This window comes from Paenibacillus sinopodophylli (assembly GCF_005930355.1).
GTDB lineage: Bacteria > Bacillota > Bacilli > Paenibacillales > Paenibacillaceae > Pristimantibacillus > Pristimantibacillus sinopodophylli.
This window is the reverse complement of sequence record NZ_VDBO01000011.1, coordinates 45,526-66,848: the sequence shown is the minus strand read 5'-3', so window position 1 is coordinate 66,848 and position 21,323 is coordinate 45,526. Positions and strand designations below refer to the sequence as shown.

The window sequence follows — 21,323 nt, the reverse complement described above, 5'->3', positions numbered from 1 at the left end:
TGATATCGAATTTGTAAAAACAACACCTCTTGCGCAGTGGAAAAAGCGTTGGAGGTGTTGTTTTTGTAAAATGCCAAAACACTCTGTAAGAGACATTGTCTCTTACAGAGTGTTAGCAGTATATTCATGCAAAGCTACGGTGACTTGTGTTTCGGCAGCTTGAATAATAGATGTCCATTCTCCATCAGGCTGATTCATTTCGTTTCAAGAAGCCTCTCGTAAAGGAAGTCCACAATATGCATGACCTCCATCCGGCTGCTATCTCCATGCTTTGCAACCCCCAGCTTCATCTGTAGGAGACATCCCGGATTACTGCTCAAGAGATAACGAGCATCGGTCCTGTTGGCGTGCTCCATCTTATGTTCCAAAATTTCACCTGCCATCTTCGGCTGTGTTACATTGTAGATCCCCGCGGAGCCACAGCATCGATCTGCTTCCTTCATCTCGACAAATTGGACATTAGCAACTTGTCTCATAAGCTGCCTTGGAGCACTTGCGCTCTTCATGACATTACGCAAATGACAGGAATCCTGATAGGTTATCGTTATGGGATCTTCGGTGCTCGCGCTCGAGTCCGCAAATGCTGGAAGTCTTCCATGATCGATTAGCAGCTTGCTTATATCCATTACCCTAGGAGCAAACCATTTCGCAAGAGAGTGGTATTCGTTGTCTTCATGTAAGAGATGATCATACTCCACGAGCAGTGCTCCGCACCCGCCTGCATTTGAGACTATATAGTCGACTCCCGCTTCCTTAAAGACGGAGAGGTTAGTACGTGCCAATGCTTTTGCCGAATCCAACTCCCCACTATGTGCGTGAAGCGCACCGCAGCACACCTGCTCGTCTGGAATAACGACCTCAAAACCGGCTTCTGACAGCAGCTTTACCGTATTCACATTGGTATCAGCGAAAAGTACATCCATGATACACCCCCTGAATAATGCAACACGCGCAATGGCTTCACCTTTAGCCGGATAAACTGTACCCATTCGTTCTACCACACCCTTCCCTGTCGCACTGGGAAGAATTTGCTCCATTTCTCGCAAATGCTTCGGAAACAGTCGCATCATACCGGTACCCTTTGCTACTTTACGCAGGCCTGACTTCTGATAAAATGCGAGTGATCGTCCGAGCCATTTCATCCGTCCCTGATGAGGGAACATCTCCTTAAGCAATACCTTGCGCAGGCCATTAACGGGGATGCTATGCTCTGCATGCTCCTCGATAGCATCTCGAGCCTGTTCAATGAGCTGACCATATTTGACATCAGCCGGGCAAGCCGGTTCGCATGCTCTGCAGCCGAGACAATGGCTCATTTGATCTTGAAAAGGCTGATCCGGTTCCATTATGCCGTCTACAACAGCTTTCATAAGCGCAATACGTCCACGTGGAGATTCCTGCTCCAAGCCGGTTTCTCGGAAAGTCGGACAGGCCGGCAAACAAAATCCGCAACGCATGCAATTAGTCAACTGATCATAGTCCAGCTTCAGATGAAGCTTCTGGGCTGTTGGATTGCTGAGCTTTACATTGGGCTTGCTTGGGAATGTCGGTTGATTCGCATTAGCCACGGGTTATCACCACTCTTTTTCTTGTTTCTTTTGCGAATATCTTGCCCGGATTAAGCAGATTATGCGGATCGAAAGCATGCTTGATTCCGCGCATCATTGCTATTCCAGGCTTACCGATCTTCCATTCGAGGTATGGCGCTTTTACCATGCCGACACCATGCTCTCCGGTAATCGTTCCTCCCAGTTCAATCGCCGCTTCAAATATTTCCTCGAATGCCTGCTCTACCCGATGAACTTCGTCTAGGTTCCTAGCGTCCGTAGCGGCTGTTGGATGTAAATTCCCATCCCCCGCATGACCAAAGGTTGCGATCATCACATTATATTTTCTAGCAATTTCATTGATTCTTAATACCATTTCCGCAATTTTGGATCGAGGTACCGTTGCATCCTCCAGTATGGTTGTAGGGCGGAGCCTTGCAAGTGCAGTGAAAGCGCTGCGCCGTGCTGTAAGCAGCTTTTCAGCCTCCTCACGGCTCTCCGCTATCTCTACCAGATCCGCCATCTCCAGCTTGCATATCTCTTGTATCCTCTCCATATCTCGCTCCACAGCCTCCGAATCGCCATCCTGCTCGATAAGCAGAATCGCCTCCATGTCTCTGGGAAGACCAAGTTTGGCGAAATCATCAACGACCCGAATCGTAGGATTATCCATAAACTCCAGCGTTGCAGGTATAATTTTCGATTCAATAATGCGTGATACAGTCCTTGCTGCTCCATAGAGGTCTTTGTACATGGCAAGCATCGTTTTCTTCGACTTTGGCGGCGGTATCAGCTTTAAGGTAGCCTCGGTTATGATAGCAAGCGTCCCTTCCGAACCGACCAGCAGTTTCGTCAAGTCATAGCCGGCAACATCCTTCATCAGCTTTCCACCGGTCCGCATAATGTCTCCGTTCGCAAGCACCGCTTCGAGCCCGATGACGTAGTCCTTTGTTGTACCATATTTCAAACCGCGAAGCCCGCCAGAACACTCCGCAATATTACCGCCGATGGTTGATATTCTCATGCTGCTTGGGTCGGGTGGATAAAATAATCCTATCGATTCAATATGCGATATGAACTCTGCGGTTATAATTCCCGGTTGAACAGTTGCCGTTAAATTTTCCTGATCAACCTCTAAGATTGTATTCATGCGGTGCATAACCATCACAACACCACCTTGGATAGGGACCGTTCCCCCGCAAAGATTGGAACCAGAACCCCGGGACACGACGGGTATACGATGTGCTGCAAGCACTTTCATAATATCCGAAACCTGCTGCGTGCTCTCTGGGTAAATAACACCGTCCGGCAAACTTTGGAGCATAGGCGTTCCATCGTAGGAATGAACAACCAAAGATTCCCGATCATCCCGAAAGTTTTGAATGCCTACAATTCGGCGTAGTTGTTGAACAATGACTTGCTCCAGCATGATGGTTTATTCCCCCTTGTCTATTATACGAATGTCCTTTTTAAACATTATATGATATTTAATGTTCGTTGCATATGTATATATTGTTCGTTTATAACATTTTAATTTAAGGATTAAACGTTATCCGTTTATTCATAAATTCCAGTGAGTGTTTTTGCCATATCTGATTGAACAAAACTAGTGCTGCTTCAATTAATGTTCTTAGCTGCACATATCGAAAATAGCATAAAGGATTCTACTTTCCATTCGACATCAAGAGATTTACATCTTCCCGATTTTGTAAATTAATGGAGCTAAATCACGCGGAGTGCGACAACTAAAATGGCTATCATTCCTGGCAAAACAAGACTATTACAGCATTTCCCCTTTTTCACCTTACACGCAGCAAGCAACACAAACAGGACCGCCCTGTTCGGGCAGCCCTGCTTGCATTCGAATGCTGCAACTATTTTATTCCTCTTCCTCCACAACGCCCAGCGCGCGGTTCTTCTCTTTGAAACGGTCGTTATGAGAAGAAACGTAGGCCATGTAAGGAGCTTCCGGCTCCATATACTTCTTCGCGCTATTTAACGCCAATATACCGCTGGTGAAGGTGCCTGCAATCAGCTCCACCTTGTTCGGATAGGTAACGAAATCACCCGCCGCGTAGATACCCGGAATGTTCGTGACCATCTGGTCGTCTACCTGCATGTTCCATTCATTCATATTAAGCCCCCAATAACGGATTGAACCGTAATCGCATCTCATCCCATGACTGACGACCACCGCGTCGACCTCAAGCTTCTGCTGCTCGCCTGTAGCTGTATGGGCTATGGTAACGGTGTCTATCATCGTACCATCCTGGCTATGAAGTGCTTCTACCGTATAGGGGGTAAGGATGGTCACGGAAGCCTGCTTCATCTGGCTAACCGTCCGTTCATGCCCGCCAAATTCGCCTCGCCGATGAACAATTGTCACACTAGCCGCAACCGGCTCCAACTCAACGGCCCAATCCACCGCGGCATCACCGCCGCCAGAAATTAATACTCGCTTGCTGCGAAAGCCTTCCAACTGCTGCACCGTATAATGCAGATTGGTCACTTCGAAACGATCTGCTCCCTCTATCTCCAGCTTTGCCGGCTTGCGAGCGCCGTAACCGACAGCCAGAATAACCGTCCGGGTGAGATGCTGGTTACCATCATCTGTCGTCAGCACGAAATTCCCATCCTCCTGCCGCTCACAATGCTGGATACGCTGGCCGAGCACAATCGTCGGCTCAAAGGTATGAGCTTGCTGAACCAATTGATCGATCAGCTTTTCCCCGCGGACAGGGGTGATCCCCCCAACATCCCAAATCATTTTCTCCGGATAGGTTAGTATGCGTCCGCCCAATTCGTCTTGGGCTTCTATGAGCTTGGTTTTCAGTTCTCTCATGCCGCTGTAAAAAGCCGTATACAATCCCGTTGGGCCGCCGCCAATAATCGTAACATCGAATAATTCTAGAGATTGGCTCATGACTGCTCTCCCAATATAACGGGAAGCTGCTTAATTAACGCTTCTCTCGCGAGCGGATCTGTCGTAATGCCCAGTCCCCCATTTATAAAATAAACTTTTCCCGCTTTCACGGCCGGCAAATCTCTCCAGATTGGCTCAGTGATCATTTGCTTAACTGCATCAAGCTCAGGCCCATCAAAATAAACAATAAAGATCCGGTCTCCTGCTATGTTTGGAAGCAATTCAGCCGATATGTCCGAGTATCCGTAATTCTTAGGATCATCAATCAGCTCTTGGATGCCCGCTGTTGGCTTGAATCCTTTCTCATGATAGACAAAGGTTGGCAAATAGCTGGTTGTATACACGCTAAGTCTTTTTTGACCTAGCATATATTGAAAGACGGAAGCCGTTTCGCCGCTATGAATGGTGCCCTTCTGGAGCAAAGAATCCCACATCTCATCGATATCTGACTCATGCTTCGCTAAAAACTCATCCGCCTGTTTCTCAAAGCCGAGCCAATCGCCAATTCTCTTTACGCGGACAGGCATCGGGTCCCACTCATTCGTCTGAATAACCGGCGCAACTTTTCTCATCACATCCAGCTGCTGAGCGTCCGTCATGGATGTAATAATCAAATCAGGCTCCAGCTCAATCAGCTTCTCCGTGCTCGGCGGCCAGCCCACATCGGCAACGTCTTTCACTTCATCCCGGTACACGGCATATTGAAGACCATCTTGAATTAGACCAATAGGTTGAACGCCAAATAGCAAAATATCCCCAACTGTGTTATCTGTATACACAATTCGCTTAGGCGAGCTTGGAATTTCCACTTGTTTATCGTAAGCATCTGTCACAAACTTGGTTGTAGACGCATTTTCTTGCCCGCTTCCTTCAGTCTCAGCAGCCGTTGTTGTATTTGTTGGCTTTGCTTCACTGCCACCGCCATTATTGCCACACGCACTTAATGCCATTGCGATACAAAGCACAGCAAGACCTTTCCGTATATTTTTGCTTTGAATTACCATCATTGTCTCCGCCCATCTCTCCGTTTTATTGATAATCATTATCAACTATAGCCAGTATAGCTTTTGCTATTGGCAGCGACAAGGATAGAATGGGACGTTATTTTATACTAATGGGCTATTTAATAACCTAAAGGAACCGATTGAAATTGATTCAGCTTTACGGTATGATTTCTTTAATTGATAATAATTCTCAACTAAGCTTGGAGGTTTTCACTTGAATCGGAATGGTTTGGAGGTCAGTCGGCCGATACATACCCTTTATTTCGAATTGCACCATTTACAACATATTGTCTCTCCCCTAATAAGTGAAATGTCGGGCCAGCCGCTGACCTCCTATACCCTGCTTATCATGGAAGAAGGGGAAGGCGCGCTACTGTGGAACGATAAAGAATACGCGCTTAAGGCCGGTAGTTGCTGGATGTTTAATCCTGGATCGATTATCGACGTGAGCCTATTTCACGGACAGGGTACCTCGGTTTTGCTGCTCAGCTTTTCCATCCTAGGCAACACAGCCAGACCTGCCGTGACCTATTTGCAAACCGGTGAATGCCGTATTTCCTCTACTAAAGCGTTGCTGCGCATAGTCATGGAAATCAGCAGTCACCAGAATGATAAGTCTGCAGCCCGACAAATGGATAATCACGCGAGATTCCAAAAACTGATGCGAATCATAATAGAGAGCAGAGAAGATCAGCCCGCTGCCGAAACAACACGTCAATCTGTGCTGGCTATTATTGAACAGCTCAAAGAGCACTTTACCGAAGATATCTCTGTAGAAGAGCTTGCTGCGCAAGCCCAAATTAGCAAACGAAGATTCACCCACTGGTTTAAGCAAATTACAGGCAAACATGTGCTGGAGTACATCACGGCCTTACGGATGGAATCTGCAAAACAACTCCTATTAAAAGGCGAGCGCCTGCAAGAGATCTCCGTCAAGGTCGGCTATCGGGATGAATTTTACTTCAACCGCCGGTTCAAGCAGACGGAAGGGCTAACGCCCGGACAATTTGTCCGCAACTATGAGAACAAACCCGCCCATATCTGTGCGCTAACCTGCCTTGGGCATCTACTCGCTCTTGGCATTCGGCCTATCGCAGCCGCCAAAAATTTAACCAACAGGCCTTACTTGCGGAACCTTAGTCTGGATATTCACCGTGTGAACAATATTCCTTATCAACTGGAAGAGATCGCAGAGCTGCAGCCGGAATATATACTGGTATCGAACGAACAGGAATGCGAAGAGCTGTCCACCGTTGCCTCTACGATGATCTTCTCACAAAACGATCATAAACCAATGACTTTGCTAGCGATGCTCGGCGAAGCTTTTAACAAACAGAGGATAGCACAGCAGCTTATTTTGCAATATGAACACAAGGCTGAGCGTCACAGAACGGAATTACGGGGATTCATATCCAAGGAAGAAACGGTTTCTGTTATTGAAATACGCACTGATTCCATATATGTGTTTGGCAACTTCTGGTGCCGTGGAGCTTATAATTTATACGATGGACTGGGCATGACGGCCCCTCCCATTATTGAGCAAGAGATGCTTAACCGTGAGGCTTATCGCCTGATTACAGAGGAGCAGCTTTCACTATACGCAGGTGACCGATTATTTGTAAGCATCCTTGATCCGGTTCGATTCCGCGCGCTGGAGAAAACTTTCATCTGGAAGCAGCTGAAGGCTGTCCAAAATAATAAAATCTATTTCATAGACCCCGAGCATTTCGCTGTCAGCGACCCCATCTCCATGCACAGCCAAATGGACGTGCAGATGAAGCTGCTGCTTGCTCACTAGTTTGAGAGGAGTCTGGCCAAATCTACATTTGATTCTATATAGAATACAAGTAAAAAACGAACTAAGTCACACTAGCCACCAAATTGGGTAATGAATAGCAACAAGAACCTGGTGGTGATAAAAATGAGTACCGAAGAAATGGACAAACTCAATGTGTCCAAGAAAGAAACTTCAGATAAACGGCTTTACGAGAGATACCTGAACGCTTCCTCTGGTTGCCGAGTGGATCAAGATGACGTTTGGTGTCACCATGAACGGCCTTGATCCTGAACAACAGTCGCATTCATCATGCTAAAGCGTTACAGCCGTTTCTCAAAAAACATCCTCGTTTACAGCTGGTCTTCTGCATCCTTACAGCCCGAACCTTAATCCGGTGGAAGGCTTCTGGCTATGGCTCAAAGCTGACGTAGCTAATAACGTATTCTTTGAAAAATTCTATAAGATCAAGCTTCATGTGATCCAATTATGAATTGGATTAATAAGCATCCGATGGAAACCATCGATCGTCTACTTGTTCAGTCATGATCTTAATTGCGGTCTATATAAATATAAAATTTGTAACGACCTTTCCAGCACCAGAAAACCATGATTAGTCTAAAACTTTATTTAGCCCATCTACAACTTCATTTTCCAGTCTAGGCAAAACCTTCGTACATAAGGGATTAAGGCGATTCAAATACATTTGTACAAAATACAATGTAAGTTATATTATTTTAAAACCCATATAACCTCAATCGTTTTAATAGGTTGTATATGTAGTGTCCATATATTATCACTACCTTTTATTAACCAATACAATTGTCTTGGTTCAGGCCTGTTGATTAACTACTAAATGGTAGCAAAAGTGTAGTCAACTAAGTAATATGTTTGTACCCCTAGAAACCAACTGTCCAAAGAAAATAAAGTGTTGGACTGAAAAGACTGCCACACCCCTTTAAGCTAACGGGCAGTCCACTTCCGTTAATATCACAAAGGGGTGAAACACGGGATAGCTCGGGAATTGCTCTTTGCCCACCGCCATAATGACTTGACTAGGATTGAGGAATATTTTATAATTGGTCGACCAACCAATTATGCTAGAAGGGAAGAAGTATGATTACAGAGCCGCTAAATAACAGGGATCTCATTATCGCCAAGACGCATGATCTGTTGATTGAGTGTGGTATTAAGAATACTTCAATGAAACGGGTTGCACAATCTGCTGGTATCGCACCAGGCTTGATTCATTATTATTTCAAAAGCAAAGAAGAGCTTATTTTGGCTGTGCTGGAGGAAGCTAAGGGCCAATGCCTTCAGGACTGGGATGAAATTCTCCAGCAAGCGAAGAACAACTGGCAAATCGAACACGTTTTAAAGTTGGTTAAGGAACGGTTATTTGCTGATTTAGAGGTTTACCGGCTACGATTCGAACTTTATTCCAACGGTCTAAATAATTCGAACCTCAAGTCGCATGTGAATGCACTATTACAGGAAGAACAACGAAAAATCGCCGAGCTCTCCACTCATCTTGTCAGAAAAGAAGGCGTTAATCACGAAGCTATCGCAGCTACTTTGACCGCCGCGTTTGATGGGCTGGCTCTGCGCAAACTGACTGACGAGAGCTTCGATTTGGATACGGCGTATGAAACATTAAGTGAAATGTATCTTTCGTTCACTTAATGCTTCTTTTTTAATAATTATTGGTTGGTCAACCAAACACTATGGAGGGGTAATAAATGGATACACTACATGAAAAAAAAGTCGTGATTGTTGGAGGTAGTTCAGGTATTGGATTGGCAACTGCCGGTCACTTACTTGAAGCCGGGGCTAGTGTTGTTATTGCTGGACGATCTCAGACAAAGCTAGACCTTGCGCGAGAACGCTTCGCTCATTATGGTGAGAATGTCGAGTACTATGTTCTGGATATGATGGATGAACTGCAGGTAAAACAATTTTTCAAACAGCGGATCAAGCAGTTCGATCATCTCGTGATTAGCGCTTCAGAAACTTCCTTGGTCGATTTTAAAGAGTCCGAGATGCAAACCGTGAAGGAATTATTCGCCAGCAAATTTTTCGGTCCCTACCAGTTGGTTAAACATGCAGCGCCTTGGCTATCGAACGAAGGCTCAGTTACGTTGTTTTCGGGAGCGGCAGCATTCAAACCGGCCAAAGAAACGGTGGTTCTTGGCTCGGTGAATGCGGCGGTTACCTTTTTTGGTCAAGCTCTGGCACTCGAGCTCTCTCCTATTCGGGTCAACGTGGTTTCTCCAGGCATTATCGACACACCAGCTCACAGCAGCATGGACGTTACTACCCGCAATCAGTTTTTCCAACATGTGGCCTCTGGTCTCCCTATAAATCGGATCGGGACCGCTGAGGATGTCGCCGAAAGTGTGCTCTATCTCATCCGTAACGGATTTAGCACGGGCAGCGTTTTGCATGTGGATGGAGGGCAATCCATTGTGTAGTTAAGGGTAAAAGAGAATAGCAAAGTAATCGACTTTGAACTGATCGAGGAGGCAACGAATCCGGCGATTGGACACTGCAAGAGATATTCCGTATGCCCGACAGGATTCATGGTCATCCCGATTTACGTGACGGGAATGAAGCTATTCATACATTCGTAGCGCCAGTCTCGGACTTTATTTTCTTGTCCTTGGCTGTCGCTTTTTCATTTTCTAGGCTCAGTCTAAAACTTATTTTAGGGAGTCTGACGGTATGACAATTTGAATAGGCGCGTGGAATCGAGTTATCCGGTCTAATACTTTATTTGTTACTGACACCAACCGAAAGGTGACGACTCCTTGAAAAAGTCTATCACGATTCCATTCATCCTTTAATCTATACTCACACCTGAAGAAGTTGCACTCGTCATTCAATCCGTCGGTTACGTGAATACAGCTCGAAAGTTCACAGTGTATCATTTGTTACAGTATTGGTATGCAGCAACAAGTGAAGAATGGTCCAGTTATCGTTTCGGTGTGAATCTTGCTTCTTGTATCGGCTTGCCGGAAGTTCACTATTCCTCCTTTTCAAGCAAAGCAGCTGATGTACCGTTTACGGCATTTAAGGCACTTTTCATCTGCTTATCCGCAAATGCAATCGGGAAACGAGGCGGAAGCTAGCCTTTTCTAAAGAGTTATTACTCATTGACTCCACTACTATAACTGTGGGAAAAACACGGTTACCTTGGGCTCCATACCACGGAGAACGTTCTGCTGTGAAGCTACATGTAGCTTTGCAGGACCGAAACATGCAGCCACTTAAAGTTACGGAAACGATTGGCTCCAAACATGATAGACCGACAAGTGAATCGTTAGAAAGCATCGATTTTATTATGGTTATGGATCGCGCTTACGGTAAATTGGAGCGTTTAGATCGTTATAAAAAAGAGGGACAATCCTTCGTCGTTCGACTTCGTGACAATGTTCATCTTGAAACACCACGAGCCTTGCGACGTCAAGTTTTCAATGATTCTTCTGTAATTCGGGATATCACCTGTCAACTTGGCACATCTCAGTGTCGTTCTGAGATGCGTCACCGTGTGGTCATCTTTTGTGATTTTGAGGGTAGAGAAATTCGTGTCGTTACAGATTTAATAGGAATAACGGCGGAACAAGCAACATTTAAACATCCCGACATTATTTGATACGACAGAAAATTCCGTATATGGTCAACTCTTCTCCGCATTGCTCGTCTTTGTGTTGCTCAAATGGCTGTTTGATGGCGCGAAGGACATGTTGCCCCATCATGCGGAGCTTTCTTTTGTTCGATTTACTCAGTTGCTGCTTTGGGATGGCTTACCGGTCGAATGGATGTTGCACATACATCGCATAATTGAATCCATTTCATAATGCTTAGTTACAGAATCGCAGACTAACCGAATTTGAGCATTTTCGCTTTTGAAAATTAGGCTGTTAGTTCTTGTAATTGGCGACTTAGACGATCACATGCTAACTTTGTACAATTGTAAACAAGCGTTACCAGGTTAAAATGTGCTTTTGCTTTTTGACCTGTTCGATGTCTCACATTGTTCAACTGGAAGAATTCTTTTAGGTACGCATTAACTCTCTCGACTGCAGATCGTTTCTTAGCGATTTCTTTCCACCGTTTTGAGCCTCGAGCGGGAGCGGTATACTTTCTAAAATCATTTGTGATCTTCATCTTGTAAACCTTCTGACAAAGAGAATCTTTCGCCAGTGGACAGCTCTCACATTCTTTGGGTCGAATGTTTTTGAGCGTTTCATAGGTCGAGTCGTAGCTGTCGTAACGATAAGAATGCTCTCTCACTCAGGTAGCAGCGAAGTGTTCGTCAAACCCGTGAAGTTCAGGTTCCCGCCGACGGTTATAAGCGATAACGGCAAGGTGGCCTTTATAGCCATACCAGAAGACATTTTTCCATCACTATTTTTCTTAATTTCCCACTGCGGGTCAAGAGGCATTTCATCTCTTAAAACATGAAACGTCTCACTGAGCTGTGCCGCGATTTCTTTCTTGAAGATTGGCTTTTGTTTCTCTTCTTCGTCTTTTTGTTCGAGCCAAGCCTCACGTTCGACTTTTGATTTCCGGCCATGCTTTTTCAATTCAGTTTTTTTCTTTTCTTGTTTTGCAGGTGCTTGATCTCGAGCTTCAATGTGGGTTGCATCTATAGCAATGGTATCATCCGTAATGAATGATTCAGCCATGGCTTGCTTTAACAGCTGTTCTTGCATGTCTTCTAGCGCATGGCTTTGACTCAACTTTCGTACCAACTTGGAATAGGAAGAGGCAGATGGAATGGCTTCTGAAAGCATAAATCCACAATCCAGGCGGAATAAGATGTCAATTTGAAGTTGCTATATTAAATCTTTAATCGTAGGAATACGTTCAACGATTGTAACGATTAAGGAATAGACCATCGCCCTGTCATTCATTTCAACCGGGGCGCCATAAAGGGATGTTTTCCTGACCAAGCGCAAAATAGGCGTAATATCGATGGTCGCAAAAATCTCACGGAAACGATCTTTTTGTTCCATTTTATAAAGCTCTTGCAGGGTAAATAAGCTCTCATGTCGTATATACGGCATAGGGAGTTCTCCTTTTTTCTCTATTGGTATGGTGTGGTAACTTTACCTATTCGAGATTTGGGGAGGTACTCCTTTTCTATGTCCTAAGAAGCTAGTCGTAGCAAGGCTTTGTATTTATGAAATTGATTCACTTAATAATTAATACGAAATAGCCACTAGCCATTAAAACATTGCTAATAGGGCATCTTTTCGTATTAATAATTCCGTTATTTCCACTCTGTAATTTGACTGATCGGAAGACGAACAGGGGGACGCGCTTCAGAAGCTGCCTTGCCAATTGAAATGATCAGTATCGGAACATATTGCTCCGGATCTAATCCCAACACTGCTGCAATCTTTTCTTTGTTGAAGCCTGACATTGGATTTGTCGCATAACCGTGAGCGTGTGCCGTAAGCATAAACTGCATAGAGACAAGTCCCCCATCCAGTATCACAGACTCTTTTTTCTCATCCATCGAAAATTGATTATACATGGGTACTACCATAGCAAGAATCTTATCTTTAATTTCGTGCGGGATATAGCCAAGATCAGCGGTTTCTTTGTAAATTTCTTCTGCACGGTCAACAAACTTCAGATCACCAAAAACGGCGATTACAGCTGACGAAGTATTAATTTGCGAAAAATTGAATGGCGCAATTTCAAGCAAGTCTTCCTTACCTTTGTCACTCTCAATAATAACAAAACGCCAAGGCTGTAAATTGAATGCGGATGGCGCCGAAGTAGCATCTTCGAGCATTTCAATGATTTCTTCCCTGCTAATTTTAAAATTCGGATCGTATTTCTTTATCGTACGACGGCCATGTAAGACCTCACTAAAATTGTTTGTTATTGAATTATTCATTTTTCCATTCCTTCTTCCCATAGTCTGATTCAGCGATGCTAATCATTGCCTATTAATAGCAAGTAGCTGATCAATGATTTCGTTCAAAGCATTTTTTCTCTCCATATATTGTTGTTCACTCCAGGTAAACACACCTCGATCAAGCCAAAATGCAACACCGACCAAAAGGAACTCCGCTTTAAGCTCGGGTTGTTGAGCAAGAAACTCCCCCTTTTCCGCCCCCTGCTGCACAATTTTTTTGATATAAGGAAGCAATGCATTAATTTCGATAATAATCCATCTTTGATGCAATGTACTGTTACTTTCCTTATGAAGATATTCAAATACATCTTCATCCTCTTCGTTAGGGGTTGCGTCCATAAAAATACGAATCAGTTTTTCTCTCGCGTTAATCTCACAATTTTCAATTAAATGATTTATCGCTTCCAAACGTGATGCTAATGTTCGTTCACAAGCAGCATTAAGTACATCTTCTTTGGATTGAAAATAATTGTAGAAAGTTCCCTGCGAAACACCAACTTTTCTTACAATCTCACTAACGGAAGTTTCTTCATATCCCTTCGAGTTAAATAGTTCCATAGCCACAGACAGTATTTCATTTTTTCGTTCCTCAGGATTCTTGCTTATTCGTGTCATTGTCAGATCTCCTTTGTCACTCCTTTATATTAGTATAAATGTACAACTTGACTAACTGTCAGTCAATGTTATAAGCTCAATATACATTATGACTGACAGTCAGTCAATATCAGCTGGAGGGATTTTATGAACACACGACGATTGCTCTTAATCTTGGGGACTTCTGCCGCTATTGTATCACTTGCTCAAAGTCTGTATATTCCTTTGCTACCTGATCTGCAACAAGATCTAAATACCTCACTACATTTAGTAAATCTAACGGTTACTTTATTCACTATTGCGATGGCAACCATGCAAATTATACTTGGCCCCATCGTTGATCGTAACGGTCGTAAGAAAATCTTAGTTCCAGGTATAATGGTTTATGTAATAGCTACTATAGGATGCATGTTTTCAAGCTCAATAGAAATGCTGCTCATTTTTCGAGTAATCCAAGGAATAGGTGCATCAGTTGTTCCGTTAGTAGCTGCTACAATGATCGGAGATGTTTTTGAGGGTAAAGAGCGTGCCAAAAGTATGGCTACCTATCAAATGATTCTTGGAATTTCACCAGCTATTGGTCCGCTCATTGGCGGTATTATTGGTAGTATATGGGGTTATACGGGTACTTTTGGTTTTGCAGCAGTTAGTGCTCTACTAATCCTAATAGCAGCCATATTTATATTACCTGAGACTAAACCAGTCAAAACAAAACCCGCAGTAACAAGACTTGGTTTAAAAGCATTTGGAAAAATTATAGGAAACAAAACCGGTGTTGTCATTCTTTTGAGCGGTTTCATCATGTATGATGTATTTTACACATTAATAGTATTTATACCCACAATATTACAAACTAAATATGCTTTAGGCGCTGCAAGCATTGGTCTTTTCTCCCTTGCCCTCATGATATTCAATCTTGTTGGAAGTAAAATGAGTGGAAGTTTACAAAATCGAATAGGGTCAGTTCGAACACTCTTATGGGTCGGCATTATGACCATCGTGAGTCTTGTCATTTTCATTTTTGCTGCAGATTACTCTCTAATTAGTTTGCTTATCTCTCTGATGCTTACTGGATTCGTTACGGGACTTGCAACACCTGTGATGCCAACCCTCTTGTCCTCAGAGTTTGTTGAAGAGCGTGCTACCGCAATGGGTGTCTATAACTTTGTTCGTTATCTCGGCATGGCCGCTGCTCCACTAATCGGAAGCTTCTTGTTCCCTATAGGCAATATCCAACTTTTAATCGGGATAACAGCTCTTATGATTGTAATAGTAGTATTCGCAACAAGTCGTTTACTACCAATTAAAAAGGCTGAGCTGCCAAGCTAGACTCCCTAATCGGAGATCATAGAAAGCATATATTTCGGAAAATCTGATTATAAGTCCCCACAAGCCTATTCAACTGTAGAAAATAGACGAGTCTGGATGATAGGGATCGTCTATTTTCATTTCCAACATGATTTAGTCATCTGTATTGGGAACTATTGGATGCCTGATGTTTTAATTCAACCTAAATGACAAAAGCCCATAAAATCAGGTGTTCGAGAAAATCAAAACTGGTGATCGCATCCAACTATTGAGACTGTATTTGCAATTGAAGCCAGAATGAATGAAATAAAGTATCACTTCCCTCCTCTCTTACTCCTAGAAGGCTTCCCGCCACTCTTCAACTCCCATTTTTTATCACGTTTAATAGCTAAAAGTTTGATATGAAAGCAAGAAAACATAGGGAAGTGCAGATAAAATCGAGGAAAATAAGGGATTTGGTTCGTTGGCAAACTGAATCCTGAAGGCGATGCAGCAGTTAACCCTAGTTCTCTCCACCTAAAATGCATTCAACTATTGTTAGCTCCTCACCCATTTCACTTGTGGCATGATATTATTCCTTACCGCCCGAGTAACTCCCCACTTGACAACACCGCACTCATGGATGTATATGAATCAATCATTTAAATTCTGAGGTAATTTATAAAAGTTGTAAATTCAAAAAAACAGGGTGAGAAATTGGATTCCTTTCACATGTGAATCTAGTACACTTGTATAAAGTTCTTTCTTTTATAGTGTCATGGTGAAGCAGTGAAGTTATGCAGCAGCTCAAAAAGCAGCTGTTATTGAGTAAATTCACTACATTGATGCTGAATTTTTCTGGAGAGCTTATAGGTTTTAAGTGTTTGAATGAAATGACTAGACGTATCAACTATAGCTATTTTGAAGGGAGGGGACATCTACCCGGACGGTGTCAAGCTAGTATTTTGCTACGGAATGTATCATTGAAGAAAAGTTTCTAGCGATTAATTGAAAGGATTAATCACTGAAAACTAGAAAGCGCTTTCTGCGAAAGGCCAATTACTAGATATAGGAACGTTACAGAGGGTCAATGTCATCTTCTACCAAACTCAAAAAAGTATTCCGTAAGGGAATTACTATTACTGGAGTAATCAGTTAGTTCAGTAATAGGACAAGCAGTGGATTGAATCTTCAAAAATCTAATTTTGAAATGTGAACAGGAGGATATTATGAAAGCGGTTAACAAAAGATTGATATCATTAGTTACTGGATTTGCACTGTTTACCGGATTACTGCCGGTTGGGATTAACGAGACGCCTTCGGTATCCGCTGCAGCGAATGCTATCGCCAATGATAGTCTTTCTGCTACAATCGGGGATTTAGGGCAGATTGAAGTACTAAATATCAAGAATAACCCACTAAACAAAAAAAATGCTGTTGTCAATTTTGTTTTGCCAAACTCTACATCACCACAGAACGACGTCCAGCACCAATGGATGGGCGAAATGCTTTTTTCTTACCGTACCGGTGACACAGCAGTATTCCCTAACGACAGGGTTGGCTTTGTAGAAGTTGATACAAATAAAACACTGGCGGCTGGTGGATCGACTAAATATACTACCATTAATGCTAGTAACCAATATTTTACGAAGGTGGCTTCTTCAGACGGCAAGAAAGTAGAAGTCAATTTTATCGGACAGGCCCTTACTTCTACAGCTGCTCGCGTGATGAAAGGTTTTGACGTGAAGTCTGTATTTAATATGGATACCACTGACGGTTCATTGCAGTGGGAAATCACCTTGAAAAACAAAAGCACCAAATATATTGAATTCGGTGATATCGGTTTGCCGATGCCATGGAATAACAAATATTTAAGTACATCAGATACCTATGACAACCGAGTTACTGTGCATAATTTTGCCGGTGCTGATAGTGGGTATTCCTATGCCATCCGCACGAGCGGCGAAGGGAATTTCATGATGTTCTCCCCAGTGCCGGAAAGCGGCGCACGCATCGAATATGTTGATTATTGGTTGGGTGACGCGAGTGAAGTTCGTGCTGGATCTTTGTACTCAAACTGGGTCGGTGACAGCGGCGGCTGGTTCCCGGGACTGAGTGTTCTATATCTTCACTCCAAGGATATATCGAAAACAGGTCGTGGATATTTTACTGATTCCACTAGCTTAGTTTTGGCGCCTCAAGCGGAAAAAACATATAAGTTTAAGTTTTCTGCGGTACGCGCAGGCGACAACACACCGCAAGTAAATGCCGCAAGTGCAAATAATGCTTCTACTTCTATGGAAGACCGTGAGAAAAACCTTCGTTCCATTCTATACAAATCAGGGATGATTGACGCAGTGGCGTTGCCTGGCTTCCAGTCTGCGATCAATATGCCTGTCAAGCTGGATCTGCATTTCGACAACACCAAAATAGATTTTCAGTCGATAGAGATTCAGAATATCCTCCAGAATGATCCATATGATGCAGCACATATCCCAGTTATTAAAGGTACGAACCGAGCCGCTATGGTCAACAATACTCGTACCGGACGTGGTTTACCTTCCGGGAACCCGGGGTATACAAAATCCGCAACGTTTGTGGAAACCAAAATAATAGACGGTGAACAGCATCATATCTATGCACTCACTTTTGACAACATCGGCAATAACAGCGTTCGTGTGAATTATAAGCTAAAATCTGATCCTGTAGGGGTGAATAAATTTACCCAACTTGAATTCAATATTCTAGCTGAGCTTGACCAAACATCGCAAGCCCATAGCCAATTTATGGTGAATAATACTCAGGATAAGGTCACAACTAGCCCTACCTTCGGTATCTACCGTGACTGGTACCTTGCAACTGGTCTTGATACGGCGAACAGCCATTGGGGAGATGACTGGAGTCACGATAACATCAACTTCATGGCTATGAAAAATTATCTCGACCCAAATGCTAGTGAAATCCAATCAATTGAAAACTACCTGATCGATTTTATGTGGAAAAATTATATGAAATATACGCAATCAACTTTTACGGTTGCGAACTATCTCAACGCTTCAGGTATTTACTCAACTTCAAGTGCGCCTTATGTACGGACATTTTCTGAAGCGATGGAAGCGACTGGATTCTTCAATATGTATCGGATTCAAAAGGCATATCCAAATATGATACAGTATCGCGAATCTCCGCAATTCTATCTGGAAAAGGCTTATGGCATTTACTATAACCGTGTCGGCACCGGAGCAACCGGATTCTACGGTGAACAACAAATTCCAGATTTAATTGAGGCACTTAAAGAAGAAGGAATGCTAACTCAGTATAATAATCTAAAAACGAAGTTTGCTCAAAATAAAGCAACGAGCATATTAAACGCTGCTTATCCTTATGGGTCAGAATTCGAATATGACAATACTGGTGAAGAAGGAGCCTATGCAGCCGCAAAGGCATTGCGCACTTACTACCCACAAGACTCGAAGGTAGCCAAAGCCTTGGAAAGCATGAAAGCAGATGACTTGAAAACTCGTGCAATGCGTGGTATTCAGCCTACTTGGTACTTCTATTCCGTACCGGCATTCCGGGCTGGAGAAAGCTGGTGGAATTTCCAATATACCGCTTCTTTGGCGGGATCCATTATGGATGATATGCTTCGCTATCAGGCTGATGGCAGGACTTCAGATCAAACGGCTGTCGCACAGCAGCGCAACTATGCTGCGAAGATTTCAAACTTCAACTCCGTTAATATGGGGCAGATATCAGCCCAGTCTGTAGGAAGTATCGCTTGGAGATTTAATGCTCATAAGGGCGGAACAGGTACCAAAGACGTATACGATGGTGGTACACGCGTTATGAACAACGGCTGGCAGGACTTTTCTGGAGAATCAGAGGAAGGACTCTATGGCTCGCTATTACGTATCAGTTCTGATATTGTCACCGATCCGGTATTTGGGCTTTTCGGGTATGGAGCTACGGTCACTGACGTAAACAACAAATACAATATCATACCAAAAGACGGTTTTGGTAAACGTATCAACCTAATCAAAGAGAAAATTTACCTAGCTTCGGAAAGCGATAAAATTCAAAGTGCGTTGATTCAAAAAGATGGTAAGGCAATTACCCTTCAAATCTCGAATCTTTCTCAAAAAACGCACGCATCAAGGATTACTCTCGATGGGCCAGGAGTAGAGAATGGCTATTATACAATCAAGCTGAATGGTGCAAATGCCGGACAGTTCTATGTTCAGAATAACAAAGGTGTTGCTATGTTCCAAATGAGCAGTGCGCTAACTACTGCTGAAGTGATCATTGAAAAGTCACTTACTGGATCAAATCTAGCTCCACAGGTTACTACAGAAGTGGTGACACTAAGCCCGCCGGTAAATCTTCCGATTTTGTTGAACGGAATTGTGACCGACGACGGCGCACCGAATGGCGCAACGACTTACCTATGGGAAGTTGTCAGCACTCCGTCAGGTGGCCAACTAAGCTTTACCAATAATAAAGCAGCAGTCACAAAAGCTGTAGGTACAATAGCAGGCTCCTATACGGCTAGGCTTACCGCTAATGATGGTGCATTGAGCACCTCTAGCTTACTGACCTTTGTGTTGGCTGGTAGTGGTACTGGTAACGTAGACAAGACGGAACTGACAAACAACTATAACTTTGCAAATTCATTAGTAGCTGCGAACTTTACCGGTCAAGGGCTTACACCGATTGCTGCTGCGAAAACGGGCGCTGCCGCTGTGATAGCAAACGCATCTGCTACACAAGCTGAAGTTACTCTAGCAAATGATCAGCTGCTTACAGATTTGCGATTGCTCACTCCGCTCAATAATAATATGGCGTTTGCAGCGAGTGTCTCAGCCAGCTACACTTCAACTTGGGAGAGTCTACCTGCGGTGAAAGACGGGTTAAAAACGGCTACAACCAACCCGCATTGGGGTAGTTGGGGTAATGCAAGCGCTTCGGAATATGTGCAATATAATTGGCCACAGGGAGCAACAATCGGAAGTTCAAATCTGATGTTGTGGAATGATGGACAAGGTATAAAAACGCCTACAATGATAGAATATTCATACATTCCGAAGAATAGCAGTACGAATGCATGGGTAACTGCAGGGACCATTAACACAGGCATCGTAGCCTTAAATACGCCAGTGGGTTCCTCAAATATCTTTAATATTAACCCGGCTTTAGAAGTTAAAGCACTGCGTGTTACAATTACAAAACCAGTAAATGATAGTACTGGTGTTGGCTTATGGGAATGGGAAGTTATCAAGGGGTAACGGTTGGTACGTCCATCCAGTAATTATGCATCTCACTGCAACAGATGATACAAGTGGCGTGGAAAAAACGTTGTATAGTGTTTGATGAAGAACTGCACCTCGTCAAGTAGACAGTAGAAATAGTAAAGTTAGTTAAGCGGCCTTTGTCCTGAATTCCATAGGACTGAGGCCGTTTAGTTTTGCTTGTAGTCGCTCGTAATTGTAAAAATGAATATAGTGATCAACGTCCTTTTGGAGTGATTCTTTATTTTACTACATTACTACAATTAACTTCTGACTGTACGAAGAAAATAAAGTATTAGACTGGAGTTGTTATCATTCAACTATCGTTCTTACGTTAGTTTATGACTGATGTGAATCTTGTTCATTGCCAAGCCAATTAGGAGTTTAAAACCGAGTATTTTCTTCAGAGCGTTTGGGTCTCACGTAGATCTCTCACACCTTCCGAACAGTGGGCGAGTAAAATACGTCACTATGCATATGCTGAATTTTGTCCCAATTCCCAGGATTGGTCGTGTCTGGAGAGCGGTGCTCCAGAATGGCTTGATATAGGGCGGTTTTTTCTTCCAAATGGGCAACGTGTTGTTTGGCTTCTTCGAACTTAGCGAGCGCCGCTTCTTTATGCTCCATCATGAGTGCGGAGCGTTGCGGAATGGTCGAATCTCCTTCGAGACAGAGATCGACGTACATTTTTATGACTTCAATCGGCATACCGGATTGCTTGAGGCATTTAATGCCATGTAGCCAGTTGATCGATTCTTCGTCGAACATCCGAATATTATTTTGATTGCGCTGTACGCTTGGCACCAGGCCTTTATCCGTGTAAAAGCGTACAGCGTGCTCAGTTAGTCCCGTTATTAGAGCGGCTTCTTTGACCGTATGCAAGTGAATCCTCCTCGAAAAATAAACTTTTGAAGACACCTTGACTTCGTGTAACACGAAGGTAATAAGCTTATTGTAATGCAAATGAGCCGTAAGTG

General features: G+C 43.5%; 15 protein-coding genes and 2 pseudogenes. 8 read left to right on the top strand and 9 right to left on the bottom strand.

Annotated features, from left to right (window positions below):
- Positions 1-194: 194 nt before the first annotated feature.
- From FGT79_RS24745 to FGT79_RS24730, 4 genes are all read right to left on the bottom strand, one after another.
- A complete protein-coding gene (locus FGT79_RS24745) occupies positions 195-1,568 on the bottom strand; it encodes a (Fe-S)-binding protein (protein WP_281286011.1) in 1,374 nt (457 codons plus the stop codon).
- Positions 1,561-2,976 (bottom strand): FAD-linked oxidase C-terminal domain-containing protein, encoded by a 1,416-nt coding sequence (locus FGT79_RS24740; RefSeq protein ID WP_138755517.1) that lies wholly within the window; start codon positions 2,974-2,976, stop codon positions 1,561-1,563. Before FGT79_RS24740 ends, FGT79_RS24745 begins: the two co-directional genes overlap by 8 nt.
- 450 nt (positions 2,977-3,426) lie before the next feature.
- Complete coding sequence (locus FGT79_RS24735) at positions 3,427-4,470, bottom strand: NAD(P)/FAD-dependent oxidoreductase (RefSeq protein WP_138755516.1); 1,044 nt, start codon at positions 4,468-4,470, stop codon at positions 3,427-3,429.
- Positions 4,467-5,477 carry an ABC transporter substrate-binding protein gene (locus tag FGT79_RS24730; RefSeq protein WP_171056423.1) on the bottom strand — a complete coding sequence of 337 codons (1,011 nt, stop codon included), beginning with the start codon at positions 5,475-5,477 and terminating at the stop codon, positions 4,467-4,469. Before FGT79_RS24730 ends, FGT79_RS24735 begins: the two co-directional genes overlap by 4 nt.
- 211 nt (positions 5,478-5,688) lie before the next feature.
- Between FGT79_RS24730 and FGT79_RS24725 the strand changes: the two genes are divergently transcribed.
- From FGT79_RS24725 to FGT79_RS24700, 6 genes are all read left to right on the top strand, one after another.
- Complete coding sequence (locus tag FGT79_RS24725; RefSeq protein WP_138755514.1) at positions 5,689-7,272, top strand: helix-turn-helix domain-containing protein; 1,584 nt, start codon at positions 5,689-5,691, stop codon at positions 7,270-7,272.
- Between the two features lie 343 nt (positions 7,273-7,615).
- The gene (locus FGT79_RS32650; RefSeq protein ID WP_138755569.1) at positions 7,616-7,741 is read left to right on the top strand and encodes a transposase; all 126 of its coding nucleotides are present in this window, start codon (positions 7,616-7,618) and stop codon (positions 7,739-7,741) included.
- Between the two features lie 623 nt (positions 7,742-8,364).
- Positions 8,365-8,931, top strand: coding sequence for a TetR/AcrR family transcriptional regulator (locus FGT79_RS24715; RefSeq protein ID WP_138755513.1), 567 nt, complete (start codon positions 8,365-8,367; stop codon positions 8,929-8,931).
- Positions 8,932-8,987: 56 nt separating this feature from the next.
- On the top strand, positions 8,988-9,719 hold the full coding sequence (locus FGT79_RS24710; protein WP_138755512.1) for an SDR family oxidoreductase: 732 nt from the start codon (positions 8,988-8,990) through the stop codon (positions 9,717-9,719).
- A 447-nt stretch (positions 9,720-10,166) separates the two neighbouring features.
- Positions 10,167-10,376 carry a hypothetical protein gene (locus FGT79_RS24705; RefSeq protein WP_138755511.1) on the top strand — a complete coding sequence of 70 codons (210 nt, stop codon included), beginning with the start codon at positions 10,167-10,169 and terminating at the stop codon, positions 10,374-10,376.
- A 44-nt stretch (positions 10,377-10,420) separates the two neighbouring features.
- The gene (locus FGT79_RS24700) at positions 10,421-10,900 is read left to right on the top strand and encodes a transposase (RefSeq protein WP_171056422.1); all 480 of its coding nucleotides are present in this window, start codon (positions 10,421-10,423) and stop codon (positions 10,898-10,900) included.
- A 260-nt stretch (positions 10,901-11,160) separates the two neighbouring features.
- On the opposite strand, the pseudogene FGT79_RS24695 reads toward FGT79_RS24700, so the two are convergent.
- The 3 genes and pseudogenes from FGT79_RS24695 to FGT79_RS24685 all read right to left on the bottom strand — a co-directional run bounded on the left by FGT79_RS24695 (position 11,161) and on the right by FGT79_RS24685 (position 13,795).
- Positions 11,161-12,317 (bottom strand): annotated as a pseudogene (locus FGT79_RS24695) (transposase).
- 206 nt (positions 12,318-12,523) lie between these two features.
- Positions 12,524-13,159, bottom strand: a complete 636-nt coding sequence (locus FGT79_RS24690; protein WP_138755509.1) for a nitroreductase family protein — start codon at positions 13,157-13,159, stop codon at positions 12,524-12,526.
- 42 nt (positions 13,160-13,201) lie between these two features.
- Positions 13,202-13,795: a TetR/AcrR family transcriptional regulator gene (locus FGT79_RS24685; RefSeq protein WP_138755508.1), complete on the bottom strand. Its 594-nt coding sequence runs from the start codon at positions 13,793-13,795 to the stop codon at positions 13,202-13,204.
- A gap of 126 nt (positions 13,796-13,921) precedes the next feature.
- Between FGT79_RS24685 and FGT79_RS24680 the strand changes: the two genes are divergently transcribed.
- Together FGT79_RS24680 and FGT79_RS24675 are read left to right on the top strand one after the other, a co-directional pair.
- Complete coding sequence (locus FGT79_RS24680; protein WP_138755507.1) at positions 13,922-15,103, top strand: MFS transporter; 1,182 nt, start codon at positions 13,922-13,924, stop codon at positions 15,101-15,103.
- Between the two features lie 1,187 nt (positions 15,104-16,290).
- Complete coding sequence (locus FGT79_RS24675; protein WP_138755506.1) at positions 16,291-20,343, top strand: DUF5695 domain-containing protein; 4,053 nt, start codon at positions 16,291-16,293, stop codon at positions 20,341-20,343.
- A gap of 132 nt (positions 20,344-20,475) precedes the next feature.
- On the opposite strand, the pseudogene FGT79_RS24670 reads toward FGT79_RS24675, so the two are convergent.
- Positions 20,476-20,574 (bottom strand): annotated as a pseudogene (locus FGT79_RS24670) (IS3 family transposase); the annotation flags it as partial.
- 204 nt (positions 20,575-20,778) lie between these two features.
- The gene (locus FGT79_RS24665; RefSeq protein WP_138755505.1) at positions 20,779-21,228 is read right to left on the bottom strand and encodes a MerR family transcriptional regulator; all 450 of its coding nucleotides are present in this window, start codon (positions 21,226-21,228) and stop codon (positions 20,779-20,781) included.
- Between the last annotated feature and the right edge of the window lie 95 nt (positions 21,229-21,323).